This is a genomic window from Rhizobium sp. 57MFTsu3.2 (assembly GCF_012932765.1).
Classification (GTDB): domain Bacteria; phylum Pseudomonadota; class Alphaproteobacteria; order Rhizobiales; family Rhizobiaceae; genus Rhizobium; species Rhizobium altiplani.
This window is the reverse complement of the sequence record NZ_JDWI01000038.1, coordinates 1-18,510: the sequence shown is the minus strand read 5'-3', so window position 1 is coordinate 18,510 and position 18,510 is coordinate 1. Positions and strand designations below refer to the sequence as shown.

16 protein-coding genes are annotated in these 18,510 nt (G+C 60.0%); 5 read left to right on the top strand and 11 right to left on the bottom strand.

Annotation, left to right across the window (positions count from 1 at the left end; all coding sequences use genetic code 11):
- Positions 1 to 2: 2 nt before the first annotated feature.
- From addB to trxA, 3 genes are all read left to right on the top strand, one after another.
- A complete protein-coding gene (gene addB / locus AF71_RS27710; RefSeq protein ID WP_018859423.1) occupies positions 3 to 3,200 on the top strand; it encodes a double-strand break repair protein AddB in 3,198 nt (1,065 codons plus the stop codon).
- The gene (addA, locus tag AF71_RS27705; RefSeq protein WP_169683913.1) at positions 3,193 to 6,744 is read left to right on the top strand and encodes a double-strand break repair helicase AddA; all 3,552 of its coding nucleotides are present in this window, start codon (positions 3,193 to 3,195) and stop codon (positions 6,742 to 6,744) included. Before addB ends, addA begins: the two co-directional genes overlap by 8 nt.
- Before the next feature lie 71 nt (positions 6,745 to 6,815).
- Positions 6,816 to 7,136: a thioredoxin gene (gene trxA / locus AF71_RS27700; RefSeq protein WP_007528746.1), complete on the top strand. Its 321-nt coding sequence runs from the start codon at positions 6,816 to 6,818 to the stop codon at positions 7,134 to 7,136.
- Positions 7,137 to 7,185: 49 nt separating this feature from the next.
- On the opposite strand, the gene AF71_RS27695 is transcribed toward trxA, so the two are convergent.
- From AF71_RS27695 to AF71_RS27650, 10 genes are all read right to left on the bottom strand, one after another.
- Positions 7,186 to 8,538, bottom strand: a complete 1,353-nt coding sequence (locus AF71_RS27695) for a folylpolyglutamate synthase/dihydrofolate synthase family protein (RefSeq protein ID WP_169683912.1) — start codon at positions 8,536 to 8,538, stop codon at positions 7,186 to 7,188.
- Between the two features lie 27 nt (positions 8,539 to 8,565).
- Positions 8,566 to 9,471 (bottom strand): acetyl-CoA carboxylase, carboxyltransferase subunit beta, encoded by a 906-nt coding sequence (gene accD, locus AF71_RS27690; RefSeq protein ID WP_169683911.1) that lies wholly within the window; start codon positions 9,469 to 9,471, stop codon positions 8,566 to 8,568.
- Positions 9,472 to 9,510: 39 nt separating this feature from the next.
- Positions 9,511 to 10,350 carry a tryptophan synthase subunit alpha gene (gene trpA, locus AF71_RS27685; RefSeq protein ID WP_026372083.1) on the bottom strand — a complete coding sequence of 280 codons (840 nt, stop codon included), beginning with the start codon at positions 10,348 to 10,350 and terminating at the stop codon, positions 9,511 to 9,513.
- Between the two features lie 2 nt (positions 10,351 to 10,352).
- Positions 10,353 to 11,573: a tryptophan synthase subunit beta gene (gene trpB / locus AF71_RS27680; protein ID WP_018859418.1), complete on the bottom strand. Its 1,221-nt coding sequence runs from the start codon at positions 11,571 to 11,573 to the stop codon at positions 10,353 to 10,355.
- A gap of 2 nt (positions 11,574 to 11,575) precedes the next feature.
- Positions 11,576 to 12,244 (bottom strand): phosphoribosylanthranilate isomerase, encoded by a 669-nt coding sequence (locus tag AF71_RS27675; RefSeq protein ID WP_112825374.1) that lies wholly within the window; start codon positions 12,242 to 12,244, stop codon positions 11,576 to 11,578.
- 74 nt (positions 12,245 to 12,318) lie between these two features.
- Positions 12,319 to 13,080: a M48 family metallopeptidase gene (locus AF71_RS27670; protein ID WP_018859416.1), complete on the bottom strand. Its 762-nt coding sequence runs from the start codon at positions 13,078 to 13,080 to the stop codon at positions 12,319 to 12,321.
- 94 nt (positions 13,081 to 13,174) lie between these two features.
- Complete coding sequence (locus tag AF71_RS27665; RefSeq protein WP_018859415.1) at positions 13,175 to 13,609, bottom strand: DUF2852 domain-containing protein; 435 nt, start codon at positions 13,607 to 13,609, stop codon at positions 13,175 to 13,177.
- A gap of 145 nt (positions 13,610 to 13,754) precedes the next feature.
- Positions 13,755 to 15,032, bottom strand: a complete 1,278-nt coding sequence (locus AF71_RS27660) for a polyhydroxyalkanoate depolymerase (RefSeq protein WP_169683910.1) — start codon at positions 15,030 to 15,032, stop codon at positions 13,755 to 13,757.
- A 205-nt stretch (positions 15,033 to 15,237) separates the two neighbouring features.
- Positions 15,238 to 16,080 carry a fumarylacetoacetate hydrolase family protein gene (locus AF71_RS27655; protein ID WP_169683909.1) on the bottom strand — a complete coding sequence of 281 codons (843 nt, stop codon included), beginning with the start codon at positions 16,078 to 16,080 and terminating at the stop codon, positions 15,238 to 15,240.
- A 95-nt stretch (positions 16,081 to 16,175) separates the two neighbouring features.
- Positions 16,176 to 17,129, bottom strand: a complete 954-nt coding sequence (locus AF71_RS27650) for a glutathione S-transferase family protein (protein ID WP_113469652.1) — start codon at positions 17,127 to 17,129, stop codon at positions 16,176 to 16,178.
- Between the two features lie 158 nt (positions 17,130 to 17,287).
- Here AF71_RS27650 and AF71_RS27645 point away from each other — a divergent pair, with 158 nt between their 5' ends.
- Together AF71_RS27645 and AF71_RS27640 are read left to right on the top strand one after the other, a co-directional pair.
- On the top strand, positions 17,288 to 17,572 hold the full coding sequence (locus tag AF71_RS27645; protein ID WP_026372082.1) for a DUF2218 domain-containing protein: 285 nt from the start codon (positions 17,288 to 17,290) through the stop codon (positions 17,570 to 17,572).
- 18 nt (positions 17,573 to 17,590) lie between these two features.
- Complete coding sequence (locus tag AF71_RS27640) at positions 17,591 to 18,184, top strand: nitroreductase family protein (protein WP_062373739.1); 594 nt, start codon at positions 17,591 to 17,593, stop codon at positions 18,182 to 18,184.
- A 135-nt stretch (positions 18,185 to 18,319) separates the two neighbouring features.
- On the opposite strand, the gene AF71_RS31380 is transcribed toward AF71_RS27640, so the two are convergent.
- Positions 18,320 to 18,510, bottom strand: a 191-nt coding sequence (locus tag AF71_RS31380) for a hypothetical protein (protein ID WP_210258411.1), incomplete at its 5' end; no start/stop codon positions are given.

Here is an 18,510-nt window from a genome sequence, read left to right as displayed (position 1 = left end):
GGATGGCCGAGCATCACCGGCCGAGGGTCTTGAGCATCCCCGCAGGGCTTCCCTTCCTGAAGAGCCTTGCCGAAAGCCTTTGTGACGGCCGACTGACACCGCATTTCCGGTATGATCCCGGCGATCCCCTATCGCTTTCGAAAACCACGATCTATCTGCCAACGAGGCGCGCAGCACGCGTGCTCCGCTCGGAGTTCGTCGATCTCCTCGGCGGACGATCCGCAATCCTCCCGGTTATCCGACCGCTCGGCGAGACCGACGACGATAGCGGCTATTTCGACGAAGCCCTGCCCGCGACCCTGGATCTTGCTCAGCCGTTATCCAACACCGCCCGCCTGCTGGAACTCGCGCGCCTTATCCTCGCCTGGCGAAACAAGCTGCCGGAGATTGTGCGCAGCATCCATTCCGATTCGCCGCTCGTCGCGCCCGCAAGCCCCGCCGACGCCATTTGGCTTGCGCGCAATCTTGCGGAATTGATCGACGCCATCGAGACCGAGGATCGGGATTGGAACGAACTGTCTCGCCTGAATGCGAAAGACTATGCGCTTTGGTGGCAACTGACGGCCGAGTTCCTGCAGATTGCCAGCGCCTTCTGGCCGGAGCGGCTGAATGAGCTCGGCAAATCATCGCCCGCAAAACACCGCAACGCAATTCTTCGTGCCGAAGCAAATCGCCTGGCGACAGCCCGGCCGATGGGACCCATCATCATTGCAGGATCGACAGGCTCTGTGCCGGCGACGGCCGACCTTATCGCAGCGGTCGCCAACCTTCCGGAAGGCGTCATCGTTCTGCCGGGGCTCGACCTCGGCATGCCGGATGAGCATTGGCGAATGGTGGCGCCCGACATTCGGATAGATCAGCCCGCCGACCCGGCGAGCCGCAGCCACTCGCAATACGGCCTCGCGCAGTTGCTAAAGCGACTGAAATTGACGCGGCAGGATGTGGTGCAGCTTGCCGCGCCGCCCGAGGAATTGCGACAGCGTAGCGAAATCCTCTCACATGCGCTCTCCCCTGCCGAAGCAACCAGCGACTGGGGCACATGGAAGGCGAAACTATCCGACGCTACGATCTCAGCGGCATTTGCAGATGTCTCGCTGATCGAGGCGGGCAATGAGCGCGAGGAAGCCACTGCAATTGCAATCGCCCTCCGCTTGGCGCTCGAGCGCGCGCCCGGCAATGACGGCGAGAGCCGGGCGGCATTGATCACACCGGATCGAAACCTAGCCCGCCGCGTGACGACGGAACTATCGCGTTTCGGCATCGTTGCGGACGATTCCGCAGGCACGCCGCTTTCCGCCACCCCACAGGGAACGCTGTTGCAACTGCTGCTGGAAGCAACCCTTCGCCCTGGCGATCCCGTCGCTATCGTCGGATTGCTGAAGCATCCCCTGGCGCATTTTGGGCTGGAGCGTGGCGCGCACGTGGCAGCGGTAGCAGCTCTGGAGCTGCTGGCACTGCGTGGTGGTGTGGCCGACGTCGACATCTCAGCGTTGGAACCGCTTCTTGAGCAGCAGCTGTCTGAGCAGGCGTTGGATCGTCACGCGCCGCAGTGGCGAAAATCCCTTCCCGCCGATGCGATTGACCACGCGCGTGCTCTTGCCCGACGGGTTGCCGAAGCGACCGAACCGCTAGCGTCGGCGCTTGTTCGGCGCCTTCCCGAAGAGCCGGGGCTAACGGCCAGCTTTGGGCTCGCCGATTGGGGGGAGCGAACCGGGCGCGTATTGGAGGCGGTAACCCGCGACGCGCGCGGCGATCTTGCTGGTCTCTGGTCCGGCGAAGCGGGCGACACCCTGGCGTCGATGCTCGGCGAAGTGATCGAAACCGAAGGGCAGATCGACGCGGATGGCCCGCAGTGGATCGACATCGTCACTGCGCTATTGGCTGGCCAGGCTGTAAAGCCACGGGCGCTAAGCCATCCGAGAATTTTCATCTTCGGCACGCTAGAAGCGCGCCTGCAGAACGTAGACACATTGATCCTGGGCGGCCTGAACGAAGGCTCATGGCCGGGTCAAACATCCAATAACCCCTTCGTTTCTCGGACAATGAAGACCGAGATCGGGCTGGAACCTCCAGAACGGCGCATCGGCCAGCTGTCGCACGATTTCGAAATGGCCAATGGCACGCGCCATCTCATCTATTCGCGAGCCCTTCGACAAGGTTCGACGCCAACCGTCGCGTCGCGCTGGTTGCAGCGGCTGCTCGCATTCGGCGGGCACGAGTTCGAGGCACAGCTCAAGGCCCGCGGAGACAATTTTGTGCATTGGGCGAACCTCATCGACCAAGGCGACAGCCAAGCGCCCGCGCAACGTCCAAGTCCAATACCGCCGCTGGAGATTCAGCCTAAGTCCTACTCTTTCAGCGAGGTCGGGCGCCTTCGTCGCGACCCCTATGCAATCTATGCACGCCGCGTTCTGCGCCTTGACCCGGTAGCACCGTTCAATCGAGACCCTGGCGCCGCGGAGCGAGGAACGCTCTATCACAAGATCATCGACCGCTTCGTCCGTGAAGGTCACGTTGCCGGAACGCCGGCAGCTGAAACGGCGATGGAGAACATTCTGAACGAACTCTTCGATACGGAGCAACTTCCTGCACATATCGATGCAGTCTGGCGCCCGCGTTTCCGTGAAGTTGCCCGCGCGTTTCTCGAGTGGGAGGCGCAGCGACAGCCAGGCATTCGAAGAACATTGACCGAGGTGCGTGGCGGGGTGGAGTTGGAGGCGATCAATGTCCGCCTGAGCGGCGTCGCCGACCGGATCGACATCACCGGCAGCGGTACCGCCGACATCATCGACTACAAGACCGGATACAATCCCTCCGCCCCTCAGGCACGCGCGCTTCTTGATCCCCAGCTGGCACTGGAGGCCGCCGCGCTTCACGCCGGCGCCTTCCGAGATGCTGGCAGTCTTGTTCCACAAGATCTACTCTACGTGCGCCTGCGGCCGGGCAATCGCTTTAAGGTCGACACCGTCAACAACGAGACTTCGACCAGAACCGACAAGGCAAAGTCGGCCATGGACCTGGCCACCGACTCGATCGACCAACTCATAAAGTTCGTCTCGCTCCTGCAGTCAGGCGAAAAGGGCTTCACCTCGCGGCTTGTGCCGGCACAGCAGTTCGATTTCGGTGGTGATTACGATCATCTGGCGCGCGTTTCCGAATGGTCTGCCGCAGAGAGCGACGAGGAAACCGGCGATGAATGACGACGCAACGCTGCCTGAGGGCGATGATCCCGTTGCCTGGACGAGTTGGACGACCATCCAGCAATCGATCGCATCCGATCCGCAACGCTCAGCCTGGGTTTCCGCCAATGCCGGCTCCGGAAAAACGCACGTCCTGACGCAGCGTGTTATCCGGCTCCTGCTGGCCGGAGCACGTCCGTCAGCAATCCTCTGCCTGACCTATACGAAGGCGGCAGCCTCCGAAATGTCGAACCGCGTTTTCGAGCGGCTTGCCGAGTGGGCGGTTCTGCCGGACACGGAACTTGAAGAACGCATCACGCGGATCGAAGGCAAGGCGCCGGATAGGGTGAAGCTTGCGGAGGCGAGGCGCCTCTTTGCAAAAGCACTGGAAACGCCGGGCGGGCTGAAGATCCAGACCATTCACGCGTTTTGCGAAGCTTTGCTGCACCAGTTTCCGTTAGAAGCTAACGTCGCCGGCCACTTTTCCGTGCTCGACGATCGGGCTGCCGCGACGCTTCTTTCGGATGCACGGCGATCGCTGCTTACGGCCACTACACCGGAGGACGATCCGGCGCTCGCGGACGCCTTTGCTTACGTGCTCAATCTCGGCGATGAGCCAGGCCTCGAAAACCTTCTTGAAGAAATCATCGCGAACCGCACTGCGATCCGCACTTTCACGCAGGATGCGGAGCGGAAGGGTGGCCTCGATGCGGTACTGCGCACGAAGCTTCACCTCTCTGAAGACGATACTGCGACCGGGATCGCCGAGTCGTATTGGCCGCTTCCTGGTCTGCGCGGCGGGGTGCTCGACCGGTACCTAGACCTTGCGGATCAGAAAGGCGGGGCAAAGGCGCACGATATCGCAGCCGGCTTGCGGTCGGCAGCGCGCGAACGAGACCCCGCGCGCCGGGCGTCGGTGCTGGAGAAAATCTTCCTTACCGTAAAGGCTGAACCAAAGGCGGATTCGCAGTTTTTCGTGAAGGCCATGCTGACTGAAGCACCGGAGCTCATCGATGCCGTGGCAACGGCCCGAGCGCACGTGGTATTGTGTCGGGATCGGTTGAAAACGGCCCGCATGTACGAGGCAACACGCGCAGCGCTGATCCTCGCCGACCGCCTCAACAAAGACTACGACGACCTCAAGAAGCAGCGCAGCCAACTCGATTTCGAGGATCTGATAACGCGGACTTCCGAACTCTTGCACAAAAGCGACGTTGGCCCCTGGATCCACTACAAGCTCGACCAAGGGATCGACCATATCCTTGTCGACGAGGCACAGGATACAAGTCCAATCCAGTGGAGCGTGATCCAGTCGCTGGCCGAGGATTTCTTTTCCGGCGAGAGCGCCCGCAATGTGGTGCGTACCCTTTTTGCCGTCGGCGACGAAAAGCAATCGATCTATTCTTTCCAGGGCGCTCGGCCCGAACGCTTTTCAGAAGAAAGCCAGCGGACGCGTCGGCGCGTCTCGCAGAGCGGGCACGCCTTCTCAACGGTGCGGCTGCCGCTCTCATTCCGATCGACCTCGGATGTCCTTGCCGCAGTGGACCACATCTTCACACCGGCTGAAAATGCCCGCGGGTTAAGTGCGGCAGGCGAGCCGGTGGTGCACCGTTCTAACCGCATAGGCCACCCGGGCGCAGTCGATCTCTGGGAGATGGTCGCGCCTGAAGCGACGATCAAGGAAGAAGATTGGACCGCACCCTTTGACGCCACGCCGGAGAGCGCCCCAGCATCCGTTCTCGCCCGTCGCATTGCTCATGCGATCGGCAATCTGGTGGGCAAGGAAGCGATCGTCGAGAAGGGCAAGGAGCGACTGATCGAGGCCGGCGATATCCTCGTCCTCGTGCGCAAGCGCGACGCCTTCGTCAACGCGCTGACACGCGCCTTGAAGCGACGCGGCGACATACCGGTTGCAGGCGCCGACCGCCTGCGCCTGACGAGCCACATTGCCGTGCAGGACCTCGTGGCGCTCGGCCGCTTTCTACTGTTGCCCGAGGACGACCTCTCCTTGGCAGCGCTGATGAAGAGCCCGCTTCTCGATCTGAGCGAAGACGACGTCTTCGCAATTGCCGCCCTGCGTACGGAGGGCGAGAGTGCCTGGGCTCACGTGCAGAAGTTCGCCGCTGATGGAAATGCGCGCTTTGAAACAGCCGTCTCTCGCCTCAGGCTCTTCCTGGACGAATCCGAGACGCTGTCGGTTCACGATTTCTATGCTCGTGTTCTCGGATGCCACGGCGGCCGACGACAATTCCTTGCCCGGCTCGGAACCGAGGTCAGCGATATTCTCGATGAATTCCTGACATTCGCGCTTGATCACGAAAGCTCGGGCCTGCCCGGCCTGCAATCCTTCATTTCGACGCTTGAAATCGAAGCACCGGAGGTGAAGCGTGAGCAGGACAAAGGCCGGAATGAAGTCCGGATCATGACAGTCCACGCCTCAAAGGGCTTAGAGGCACCGATCGTGTTCCTCGTCGACGGCGGCTCGAAGGCCTTCACCCATTCGCACATGCCGAAGCTGCGGCTGCTTGAACAGGGGAGCGGCGAGCCGCCCATGCCGGCATGGGTTCCGATCGGCGATCTCAGCAACTCGCTGACCCAGGCCGACGCGACGCGCATCCAATCGCTGGCGGAACAGGAATATCGCCGGCTGCTCTATGTTGCGATGACCCGGGCCGCCGATCGCCTTACCGTTTGCGGCTACAGGGGCATTCGTCCCAACACCGATACCTGGCATGCCATGATTTCCGCTGCGATGACCGACAGCCATCCGCATGTATCTGCTGCGACATTTTCTGGGCCTGACGGGACATGGGCTGGCATCGAATGGCGCGTACCACGGATAGAGAGAAGGTTCGAGCGCCTTGAACGCAGCGCGGAGACCGCCAGACAACAGACGGTCCCGCCTGGCCTCGACAGGCCACTGCCACCGCGCAGGCAATTGCCGCGCCCGCTCAGCCCATCCGGCGTCGGAACGATCATCGACGATGGCGCCGATGACCTCCTCGTCGCCTCCCCGCTTTTCACGGAAACGGGAAAGCCGGATCGCTCGCTGCAAAAAGGGCGGCTCCTCCACCGCATGTTGCAGGTGCTGCCGGATGTGCCGCGCGGCGATCAGCCAGATGCAGCATCACGATACGCCAAGCGTGCGGCGCCATTCTGGCCCGAAGCAGAGCGGCGGCAATTGGTCGACTCGGTCCTGAAGCTATTGGGCGCAGCCGACCTCGAAGCCGTCTTCTCGACTCATGCACAGGCTGAGGTCTCCGTCATGGGGACGCTGACGATCGCCGGCCAGGACTATGCCGTTTCCGGCCGTGTGGACAGAATGGCGGTCTTCGACGATCGCGTCGTCGTGCTGGACTACAAGACCAATCGCGTCCCGCCGCAGACGGCAGAGGCCATCCCATTTGCACACAAGGCGCAGCTTACGATTTATCGCGAGATCCTGGCGCCGCTCTATCCCGGCAAGCGCGTCGATTGCGTCCTTGTCTACACTGAAAATGCTTCGGTTCACATTCTGACGCCGGATGCATTGGCGTCGGCGCTTGCGCAACTCGAGACAAAGTGAAATACGGGCATTGAAATTCCCGCACCGCACGCTCACATGTATTTCAACAGGAATCCGTAAAGGAGCAGCCTATGGCTACCGTAAAAGTCGATATCAACAACTTCCAGTCGGAAGTTCTGGAATCCGCAGAACCCGTCGTCGTCGATTTCTGGGCTGAATGGTGCGGCCCGTGCAAGATGATCGCCCCCAGCCTCGAAGAACTCGCTGTCGAGTTTCAGGGCAAGGTGAAGGTCGCCAAGCTCAATATCGATGAAAACCCGGAACTCGCCGCCCAGTTTGGCGTCCGTTCCATTCCGACGCTCGCCATGTTCAAGGCCGGCGAAGTTGCTGACATCAAAGTTGGCGCTGCCCCGAAGACCGCTCTTTCGAGCTGGATCTCGAGCGCCGCTTAATTTATCCATAAGCAGATAGGAAAAAGCCCGGCATTCGACCGGGCTTTTTTCATTTCGGGGGCGTCCCGTTGTCGGCAAGCACATCGCCGACGAGATAGAGAGAGCCGCCGATCAGGATGCGCGGTGGGTGGTCCTGTTCAAAGGCGCCCTCCTTGATCGCCTCCAACGCATCGCTGACCGTCGACATCGGTTCCGCGACGAGGCCGGCATCATAGGCGGCGTTTGCAAGGATCACCGGATCGATCATCGCGTCGCTGCCGCGGATCGGCACGCAATAGACCTTCTCGGCCAATCCCTTGAAAGCCTTGAAGTAGCCAACCGGATCCTTGGTGTTGATCATGCCGATGATCAGGAAGAGCGGGCGCGGCTGCTTTTCCTCGAAATTCGCCATGGCCTCGGCGATAACTTCACCGGCGCCGGGGTTGTGGCCGCCATCGACCCAGATCTCCGCTTTAGCCGGAGCACTGGCCATCAGATTGCCGTCGTTCAGACGCTGGAGACGGCCCGGCCACTCGACCGACAGCAGCGCCTTTTCCATCATCGTTTCGGTGACCGCAAAGCCGGCGGCCTTGACGGCGCGGATCGCAGCGGCGGCATTGGCATATTGGTGGCGGCCGGGAAGGCGGGGCAATGGCAGGTCGGCGAGACCGAACTCGTCCTGATAGACGAGACGCCCATATTCCTCATGCGCCATGTAGTCCTGGCCGAAGACTGCGGTCGGGCAGTTCAGCCGTTCGGCGGTAGACATCAGCACGTCGAGCGCGGCATCATATTCCTGCTTGCCGATCACAACAGGGTGCCCGCGCTTCATGATACCGGCTTTTTCTGCCGCGATCAGTTCGACGCGATCGCCGAGGTAAGGCTGATGATCCAAGGAAATCGGCATGATGACCGAAACGGCCGGGTCGGAGATGACGTTCGTCGCGTCGAAACGACCGCCGAGACCAACCTCGATGATCGCGGCATCGGCCCGATGCTCTGAGAACAGAATGAAAGTGACTGCGGTGAGGATCTCGAAAACGGTGATCTTCTGCCCGTCATTGGCGGCCGCCACGCGCCGCACCGCCTCGGCGAAGACCGCATCGTCCACCAATTGCCCGCGACCGCCCTTGGCGCCGATCCGATAGCGTTCGTGCCAGTTGACGAGATGCGGAGAGGTATGGACATGCGCGCTGTAGCCACCGGCTTCCAGCAAAGCCCGGCAAAACGCCGTCACGGACCCCTTGCCGTTCGTGCCCGCCACATGAATGACAGGCGGCAATTTCTTCTGCGGATCCCCGAGGACGGAAAGCAGTCGGGTAATGCGATCCAGTGATAGATCGAAGCCCTTGGGATGCAGGCCCAAGAGCTTGTCGATTTCCTGTGCTGCTTCACTCACTACGGCTTGGCCCCTGGGTATCATCGCTCACCCCGCCTGTGATGGGTTCTGTCAGGCGCTTGCAGCGATAGCAAGCGTCCCGCTGTTTTCCTTGGATAGGTTCGCAACCGGCTTCTTCGTCAGGATCTTCAAGACGCGCGCGAGCGTATCCGGAATATCGTGGCGCTTGACCACCATGTCCACCATGCCGTGTTCCAGCAGATACTCGGAGGTCTGGAAGCCTTCCGGAAGCTTCTCGCGGATCGTCTGCTCGATAACGCGCTTCCCGGCGAAGCAGATTTCAGCCCCGGGTTCGGCCAGATGCAGGTCACCGAGCATCGCGTAGGACGCGGTAACACCGCCAGTGGTCGGATTGGTCAGCACGACGATGTAAGGCAGTCCTGCTTCCTTCAGCATGTCTACCGCCACGGTCGTCCGTGGCAGCTGCATCAGCGACAGGATACCTTCCTGCATGCGGGCACCACCAGATGCCGGGAACATGACCAGCGGGCACTTCTCCGCAATGGCGCGTTCGAACGCCTTGACGATCGCCTCGCCCGCGGCAATGCCGAGCGAACCGCCCATGAAGTTGAACTCATGAACGACCGCGACGATCTTCAGGCCGCGCATCTTGCCGACGCCAGCGAGAATGGTGTCTTCCTGCTCGGTCTTGATGCGGCTGTCCTTCAGACGGTCCGTGTATTTCTTGGAATCACGAAATTTCAGCGGATCCTGGGCGACCTTTGGCTGCGGCAGAGCCTCATAGAGGCCATCGTCGAAAAGGTCGGCAAGGCGAGCCTTTGCCGGCATCTTCATGTGATAACCGGAGGCCGGAATGACCCACTTGTTGTCTTCCAGATCCTTATGGAAGACCATCTCACCCGTTTCCGGGCACTTGATCCAGAGGTTCTCCGGCACTTCGCGGCGGCCCAGCATGGAATTGATGCGGGGGCGGACGTAGTTGGTGATCCAGTTCAAGTCGAAAACTCCTGATTGACTCTTGCCAATGTGGGGAAATTATTCGGCAGCAACAAGGCGCGCCGAACGTGTACCCGTTGACAGTCCACGAACGAGGGTGGCGACGGCCTGGACGGTATCGGCTGTCGCCTTCCCATCCTTGGTGAGGCTCGTTGCCACCTGATTGACAATTGCTGTGCCGACAACCACGCCATCGGCCGAGCTGCCAATGACCTTTGCATGGTCGGCGGTCTTGACGCCGAAGCCGACGCAAACAGGCAGGTTGGTGTGCTGCTTGATGCGCTTGACGGCGCCCGAGACCAGAGACGGATCCGGCAGAGCAGAGCCAGTGATACCCGTCATCGAAACATAATAGACGAAGCCGGACGTGTTCCGAAGAACGGTCGGCAGGCGCTTTTCGTCGGTCGTCGGCGTCGCCAGGCGAATGAAGTTGATCCCCTTCTTGATCGCAGGGATGCAGAGTTCGTCATCCATCTCGGGTGGAAGGTCGACGACGATGAGGCCATCGATGCCGGCTGCCAGCGCGTCGTCGAGGAACTTCTCCACGCCGTAGACATAGATCGGGTTGTAATAGCCCATCATTACGATCGGCGTCGCATCGTCCGTCTTGCGGAAATCGCTGGCAAGCTGCAGCGTCTTCTTCAGCGTCTGGCCGCCCTTCAGAGCGCGCTGGCCAGCCATCTGGATCGCCGGACCATCGGCCATCGGATCGGAGAACGGCATGCCGAGTTCAATAACATCGGAACCCGCTTCCGGCAGAGCCTTCATGATGCCGAGCGAGGTTTCGTAGTCGGGGTCGCCTCCCATGAAATAGGTGACGAGTGCCGGCCGGCCTTCCGCCTTAAGATCGGCGAAGCGTTTGTCCATACGTGCGGTCATGCTTACTCACCCATTCCCAGAATCTTGCCGACAGTGAAGATGTCCTTGTCGCCGCGGCCGGAGAGATTCATCAGAATGATCTCGTCCTTGCCCATCTTCGGCGCGCGCTTGATGACTTCGGCCAGCGCGTGCGACGGCTCCAGCGCCGGAATGATGCCTTCGAGGCGGGTCAGCGTCTGAAAGGCTTCGAGCGCCTCATGGTCCATGATCGGCACATATTCGACGCGACCGATGTCGTTCAGGTAGGAATGCTCGGGGCCGATGCCGGGATAGTCAAGACCAGCGGAAATCGAATGGCCTTCCTTGATCTGGCCGTCGCCATCCTGCAGAAGGTAGGTCCGGTTGCCGTGGAGAACGCCGGGCGAACCCGCCGTGATCGAGGCGCAGTGCTCGTCACCATTGAGGCCCTTGCCGCCGGCTTCGACGCCAACCATCTTGACGCTCTCGTCATCAAGGAACGGATGGAAGATGCCGATCGCGTTCGAACCGCCGCCGACGGCTGCGATGACGAGATCCGGCAGCCGACCTTCGGCTTCCAAAATCTGCTCACGGGCCTCGGTGCCAATGACGGCCTGGAAGTCGCGAACCATTTCCGGATAGGGATGCGGACCGGCGGCCGTGCCGATCAGGTAATAGGTGTCGTCGACGTTCGTGACCCAGTCGCGCAATGCCTCGTTCATGGCGTCCTTGAGCGTGCCGTGACCGGCGGTCACCGGCTTTACCTCGGCACCAAGCAGCTTCATGCGAAACACGTTCGGGGCCTGACGCTCGACGTCGGTTGCGCCCATGTAAACGACACAGGGGAGACCGAAGCGGGCGGCAACCGTTGCCGAGGCAACGCCATGCTGGCCGGCACCAGTTTCCGCGATGATACGGGTCTTGCCCATGCGCTTGGCGAGCAGGATCTGGCCGATGCAGTTGTTGATCTTGTGCGAGCCAGTGTGGTTCAGCTCTTCGCGCTTGAAATAGATCTTCGCGCCACCGAGTTCCGCCGTCAGACGCTCGGCGAAATAGAGCGGGCTTGGGCGACCGATATAGTGGGTGCCAAGCTGCTTCAGCTCCGCCTGAAATTCCGGATCGTCCTTTGCCTTGTTCCACTCGTCCTGCAGGTCGAGGATCAAAGGCATCAGCGTTTCGGCGACGAAACGGCCGCCGTAGATGCCGAAACGGCCGTCTTCATCAGGGCCGGAACGGAAGGAATTCGGTTTTGGCGTCTGGTTCACTCTCAACTCCCTGAGGTCGTTTCGGGCTGACAAGCCGTTTGGACCGCATCGAAAAACTCATCGATCATTGCGACGTTCTTGACGCCGGGCGCGCTTTCGACCCCCGAAGATACGTCGATCCCCGGCGCCTTGGTGATGCCGAGCGCCTCGGCAATATTGCCCTTGTTCAGGCCACCGGAAAGCATGTAATCCACGCTGCCGTCAAGCCAGGTAAGCAGGCTCCAATCGAAGGACACCCCGTTGCCACCCGGCAAATCCGACCCTTTTGGCGGCTTTGCGTCGAAGAGGAAGCGATCGGCAATGCCGACATAGGCCTCCACCCGCTTCAAATCATCAGCGGTACGCACCGAAAAGGCCTTCATGACCGGCAGACCGTAGACCGCCTTTATCGTCAAAACGCGCTCCGGGCTCTCGTCGCCATGTAGCTGCAGGATATCGGGCCGAAGCAGCGCCACGATTTCATCAAGATCGTCGTTGCTCGGATTGACCACGACCGCAACGATCTTGGCCTTGCCGCGGGCCGGCTCCGCTAGCTTGCCGGCGATATCAGGCTCGATGTAGCGGGGACTCTTTTCGAAGAAGATGAAGCCGATATGTGTTGCACCGCGCGCGAGGGCGCGATCGATCGCCTCAGGCGTCTTCAGTCCGCAGATTTTGATATCCGGTTTCATGGCAGCGAAGTGACACGAAAAGCACTTGGAGTCGAGCCAAATCACGACAAAAGCTGATTTTTGCGAGGCGTCGCTCAGTCGAAATCGATGGCATGCAGTTGACTGCCGTGCCGCTTCAACCAGAGCTTCGCCTCTTCCATGTGGGGGCACAGCTTCTTGCAGAGCGCCCAGAAGCGTGGCCCGTGGTTCATTTCCTTGAGATGAGCGACTTCATGGGCCGCAAGGTAGTCGACCACTGACGGCGGCGCCATGACGATGCGCCACGAAAAGCTCAGGTTTCCCTCCGAGGAGCAGGAACCCCACCGACTGCGGGTGTCCTTCATGGCGATCGACCTGATCGGCGCATTGATCGAGCGGGCATGGAACGTTGCCAACCTCTCGAGATCGGCTCGCGCTTCCTTCTTCAGGAACGTGGCAATCCGGCGTCCGAGATGCTCGGGCATGCCGCTGACCTTGAGCACGGGTTTGCCATCAACGACGACGGCTTCTGTCAGGCCGCGCAGGCTGCCGGTGTGGTGAACGCGATGGGATACGCCCCGAAAGAGAATGGTGCCGCCATCACGAAGACCACTGTCGGGCGTGAATTTGGCAAGCTTGGTCAAGAGCCAGCCCTGATGGCGGTCGAGGAAGGCGTTTACCTCGCGCTGTGCCAATCCGCTCGGGATCGTCATCTTCAGGCCCCGACCACCAGGCTCGATCCGCAAGGTAATGCGGGTTGCCCGCTCGTGCTGCTTGATCGTCAGCGGCATCAGGCGTCCGGCGACGTCAAGCGTTCGCGTTTCCGGCGGAGCCGGTTTTCGAACGCTGCGGCGTGGCTTTGCAAGGAGCGGGAACATGGGCATTTTCTATATGATTCGCTGGAATTCTTGGCAAAGAAAAGCCGGCATCGATGATGCCGGTTCAAGTTTCGGTGCTGAACGGTCCTGGGAATTACGGAGTCTGGTATTCTGCTACCGGACCATTGTCGTCGCGCTTGCCGTTCTTGCGGTCGCGCATGAAGCGGTCAAACTCTTCCTGGTCCTTGGCGCGGCGTAGTTCGCGCATGTAGGAGTCGAAATCCTCGCGCATTTCATCAAGCTTGCGACGCTCTTCTTCCAGCCGGTCGAGCTCGGCCTTGCGCCAATCATCGAAGGCAACATTGCCCGTCGAGAAATGAGGGCGATAGCGGCCATGTGAACGTCGGCAGCCGGCGAAGAATCCATCGGCGGCGCTGTTGGCGTCGCGCTTGAAACCGCGCAAACGCTCCCCAAAGATGATGTAGGCGAGCATGGCGAGACCCAGAGGCCAGAAAACCACGAAGCCGAGGATCATCAGGGCAATGGTAGCCGGAGTCCAATCCGGGCGAAGCAATGCTGACTGGTTCATCGTGCGGTGTCCTCGCATTTTCCGCGTCCGGCGAGATACCGAACGCTGGAATCGATGTGGTTACACGCCTGGCCCGCTTCAAGGCAGCGCCCGCCCAAATCGGACAACGCCTTGAAATACAATCGCTAATTCAGAATATACTAAATCAGGCGGATTTTCCGCCCTTGATCACCCGCTTCACCACGGGCTTTCCGGAACGGGCATGTTCCTTCACGAAGCTGATGATCCGCGGCGCAATCTCCCGGCGGAAGCGTGAGCCGTTGAAGACGCCATAGTGGCCGACGTCGGGCTGCAGGTAGTGCATGCGCATGTTGTCGGGGATGTTGACGCAAATGGTCTGGGCAGCCTTTGTCTGGCCGACGCCGGAGATGTCGTCGTTTTCCCCCTCGACGGTGAGAAGTGCCACGTTGCGGATGGCGGCGGGATCGACAAGCTTACCACGGTGGAGCAGCTCGCCCTTCGGCAGCGCGTGCTTGATGAAGACCTGTTCGACCGTCTGAAGGTAGAACTCCGCCGTCAAGTCCATGACCGCGAGGTACTCGTCATAAAAGTCGCGGTGCTTTTCGGCCGGCTCGCCATCGTTCTTCACCAGATGCATGAAGAACTCCTTGTGAGCGATCACGTGCCGATCGAGGTTCATCGACATGAAGCCGGACAACTGCAGGAAGCCGGGATAGACCGGACGCATGAAGCCCGGCTGCGGCCAGGGCACATTCATGATCACATTATCCGCGAACCATTCCAGCGAGCGTTCCTTGGCGAGCTGGTTGACGGCTGTCGGGTTGATGCGCGTGTCGATCGGTCCGCCCATCAGGGTCATCGATGAGGGCGAAAACGGATCGTTCTCCGCTTCCATGAGGGCGACGGCAGCCAAAACCGGCACGGAAGGCTGACAGACGGCAATCACATGCGTATCCGGGCCCAGGAAGCGAAGCATCTCGATGACGTAGTCGATGTAGTCGTCAAAATCGAAGGTGCCTTCCGCCATCGGCACCATGCGCGCATCGATCCAGTCGGTAATGTAAACGTCGGCGCTTGGCAGCAACGCTTCGACCGTGCCGCGCAGCAGTGTCGCGTAGTGGCCCGACATCGGCGCGACGATGAGAATGCGCGGGTCTGGCGCATGGCTGCTTGGAACATTGCGCGCGAAATGGAGCAGATTGCAGAAGGGATGCGACCAGACGATCTCTTCCCGTACGGCCACCTTTCCTTCCTCGACAACAGTGTCATGCAGACCGACGGCCGGTTTGCCGTAGCGTCGGGTCGTCCGCTCGAACATCTCGAGACTCGCCGCCATCGTACGCCCCCAGGGCGTCTGCGAAATCGGATTGAGGGGATTGGCATAGACCATGCGCATGATATCGGCGAAAGCCCGATAAGGCGCCAATGCGGCATGGTTCAATTCATAAAGCTGATAAAACATGAGATGCGCCACCTTTCTCTAACCTGGAAGACGACGCCGATTGAAAGGCATCGGATTCTTTCCAACGACGTGCTGGCACCTCAACGCAGATTAACAGGTTTTTGTTGCGCAGCAACATTGCCATCCGCACCGCAAAAAGAAATGCCGGGGAATTTACCCCCGGCATGATGGTGCGCTCGAATGCTTAATGATCGCAGAACGGACCTTATCGATCAGCCAGGAAGGTCTGCTTCTGCGTACCCAAGCCTTCAATGCCGAGCTCCACGACGTCGCCAGCCTTGAGGAAGCGCGGCGGCTTCATGCCCATGCCGACGCCCGGAGGCGTGCCGGTCGAGATCACGTCGCCCGGATGCAGCGACATGAACTGGCTGAGGTAAGACACCACATGAGCGACACCATAGACCATGGTTTTCGACGAGCCGTTCTGTATGGTTTCGCCGTTGACCTTCAGCCACATGCCAAGATTTTGCGGGTCGGCAATCTCGTCCTTGGTGACGAGCCAGGGTCCGATCGGACCGAATGTGTCGCAGGACTTGCCCTTGGTCCACTGGCCTGCACGTTCCGTCTGGAAGGCGCGCTCCGAAACGTCGTGGGAAACACAGTAGCCGGCAACATAATCAAGCGCTTCGGCTTCGCTGACGTACTTTGCCGTCTTGCCGATGACGACGCCGAGTTCGACTTCCCAATCGGTCTTTTCGGAGCCACGCGGGATCAGGACATTGTCGTTCGGCCCGACGATGGCCGATGTTGCCTTCATGAAGATCACGGGCTCCGGCGGAACAGTCGCGCCGGTTTCAGCAGCGTGATCAGAGAAATTGAGGCCGATGCAGATGAACTTTCCGGTGCCGGCAACGCAGGCGCCAATGCGACCCGAGGCGAGTTCCGGCAGGCTCTTCGGGTCAAGAGCCTTGAGTTTCGACAGGCCCTCGGGCGAAATCGCTTCGCCGCCGATGTCCGAGACGTGCGCTGACAGATCGCGAATCTTGCCATCGGAATCGAGCATGGCCGGTTTCTCGCGACCAACCTCTCCAACACGCATGAGCTTCATAATATTTCCTCCTAAGCAGCATCCACGTTTTGATCACCTATGAACGAGATATTCACCGGTGTCATTATGGCTTTTTGCCGAAGCGGTACGCTGCTTCAGAAAATTTCGCCTAGATCGGGACCCGCAGGCACGATGCTTGTGGGGTTGAGGCTTTCGATCGAGTAGTAGCCGCGCTTTATATGGTCGAAGTTGACGGTCTCGACGACACCGGGCCAATCGAGCATTCGCCGGCAGAAGCGGCGAAGATTCTTGTAATCCGAGAGACGGCGCAAATTGCATTTGAACAGGCCGTGATAAGCGATATCGAAGCGCACGAGCGTGACAAAAAGACGAACGTCACTTTCAGTCGGATGGTCTGCAAACAGGAAGGGCCGATCGCCAAGCTCTGTTTCCACCCAGTCGAGGCACTTGAATACACCGGCAAACGCTTCCTCGTAGGCAAGCTGCGTTGTGGCAAAGCCCGCGCGGTAGACGCCATTGTTGAGGCTCGGATAGATCCGTTCGTTGAAGGCGTCGATCTCGGTGCGACGCGCTGCCGGATAAAGGTCGATCGGATTGCGAGCAAGATCGCCGAAACCTTCGTTCATCATCCGCAGGATATCAGCCGACTCGTTGTTGACGATCGTCTGCAACTGCTTATCCCAAAGCACGGGCACGGTTGCGCGGCCGGTAAAGTCGCGTGCCGCACTCGTATAGATCTCGTGCATATACGTTGCGCCGTGAATGTGATCCTGCGTGGCGCCCGGATAGTCGCCGAACCGCCAGCCCTGCTTCGTCAATACCGGCTCGACGACTGAAACCGAGATGGCCGATTCCAGCCCTTTCAGCTTTCGACCGATCAGCGTCCGCGATGCCCAAGGGCAGATATAGGCCACGTAAAGATGATAGCGTCCTGCCTCGGCCTTGAAGCCGCCCTCTCCCGAAGGGCCCACGGCGCCGTCCGGGGTGACCCAATTGCGGAAGCTGGAGATCTGACGGACAAAGCCGCCCCTCTCGTCCTTCGCCTGAACCGGCTGCCAATCTTCCGTCCATTTTCCGTTTACGAGCAAGGCGTTTTTCCTCTGACGCTGATTTTGGGGGAACTTAGCGCGCCTTTACGCGCGTGGGAGGCCACTATTGTTGAAACAGACTGTGCACCACCGGAGATGGCGGAGTTGCTTGCCAAACGCATCGGATGGGGCCTAAGGAAGGCAGGAAGGAGCTTGATATGCCTGTTTCGACCTCGACTGTCGCCACCGAACACGCCAGCAAGTATCTCCAACAGCTCTGCAAACACTGGAGCCACAAGTTTACCGTGGAATTCACGGCGAAAAGCGGGCGTGTACCCTTCAGTGATACCGCCGAAGTCACGTTTTCAGCCGATCACGCGGCGCTTTATATGAGATTGTCGGCCGCTGACCCGGCCCAGATAGAGCGATACGAGAATGTCGTTGCCGACCACCTGAAGCGATTTGCTTTCCGCGAAGAACTCCACATCACCTGGAATGCCTGAACAGCACTTGGAAGAGCCATGACAAAGAGCAATAGCCGTGAATCCCAATATTCGATCGACCCCTTGTTTCTCGAGCGCTGGTCACCGCGTGCTTTCACCGGCGAAGTGATCGATGAATCGGAGCTCCTGACGATACTGGACGCCGCGCATTGGGCACCGTCGTCCGCGAACCAGCAGCCGTGGCGCTTCATCTATGCGCTCAAAGGTTCTGAGGACTGGGACAAGTTCGTTGGTCTCCTCGTCGAGTCAAATCAAGAGTGGGCAAAGAACGCCTCGGCGCTGATCTACGTCGTCTCAAGAGGCTTCAGCGGCGACTTCTCCGAAGGCAGGAAAAGCTACACACACTCGTTCGACGCTGGCACTGCTTGGGGTTATCTCGCGCTTCAGGCCCGGCTTTCGGGTTTCTACGCTCACGGGATGGGCGGCATCAAGCACGAAGAGATCCAGCAAACTTTTGCTATTCCCGAGGGTTACCGGGTGGAGGCGGGGGTCGCGTTGGGACGTCTTGCCGATAAGAGCGTCCTTTCGGAGCGGAACCAGGAGCGGGAAGTTCCGAGCCAGCGCAAGCCTCTTTCAGAGGTCGCCTTCCGCGGCAAGTTTATCGCCAACTAGTTCTCACGCAAAAGCCCCGCGTCGATGCGCGGGGCTTATACATTGCGAGGCCGGTGCATCGGTTATGATGCACCGGCCTCGTTTGCCATTGAGGTGATTGCAACACCGCAGTGACGATGCGCAGAGCGGTTGGTCCTAGCGGGCCTGAACTTTCGTTCGTAAAAAAGCAGAACCCTTTGCGCATTTCGAGGCTTCGTCGAACCGTTGAGAGAGCTTCGCGCTCGCGTATAAGGGAGACATCGCCTCATGACCTATACTAGCCGCTTTATCGGCATCGACATATCGAAATCGTCCTTCGACATCTGCGTGCTTCCCGACATGCACTC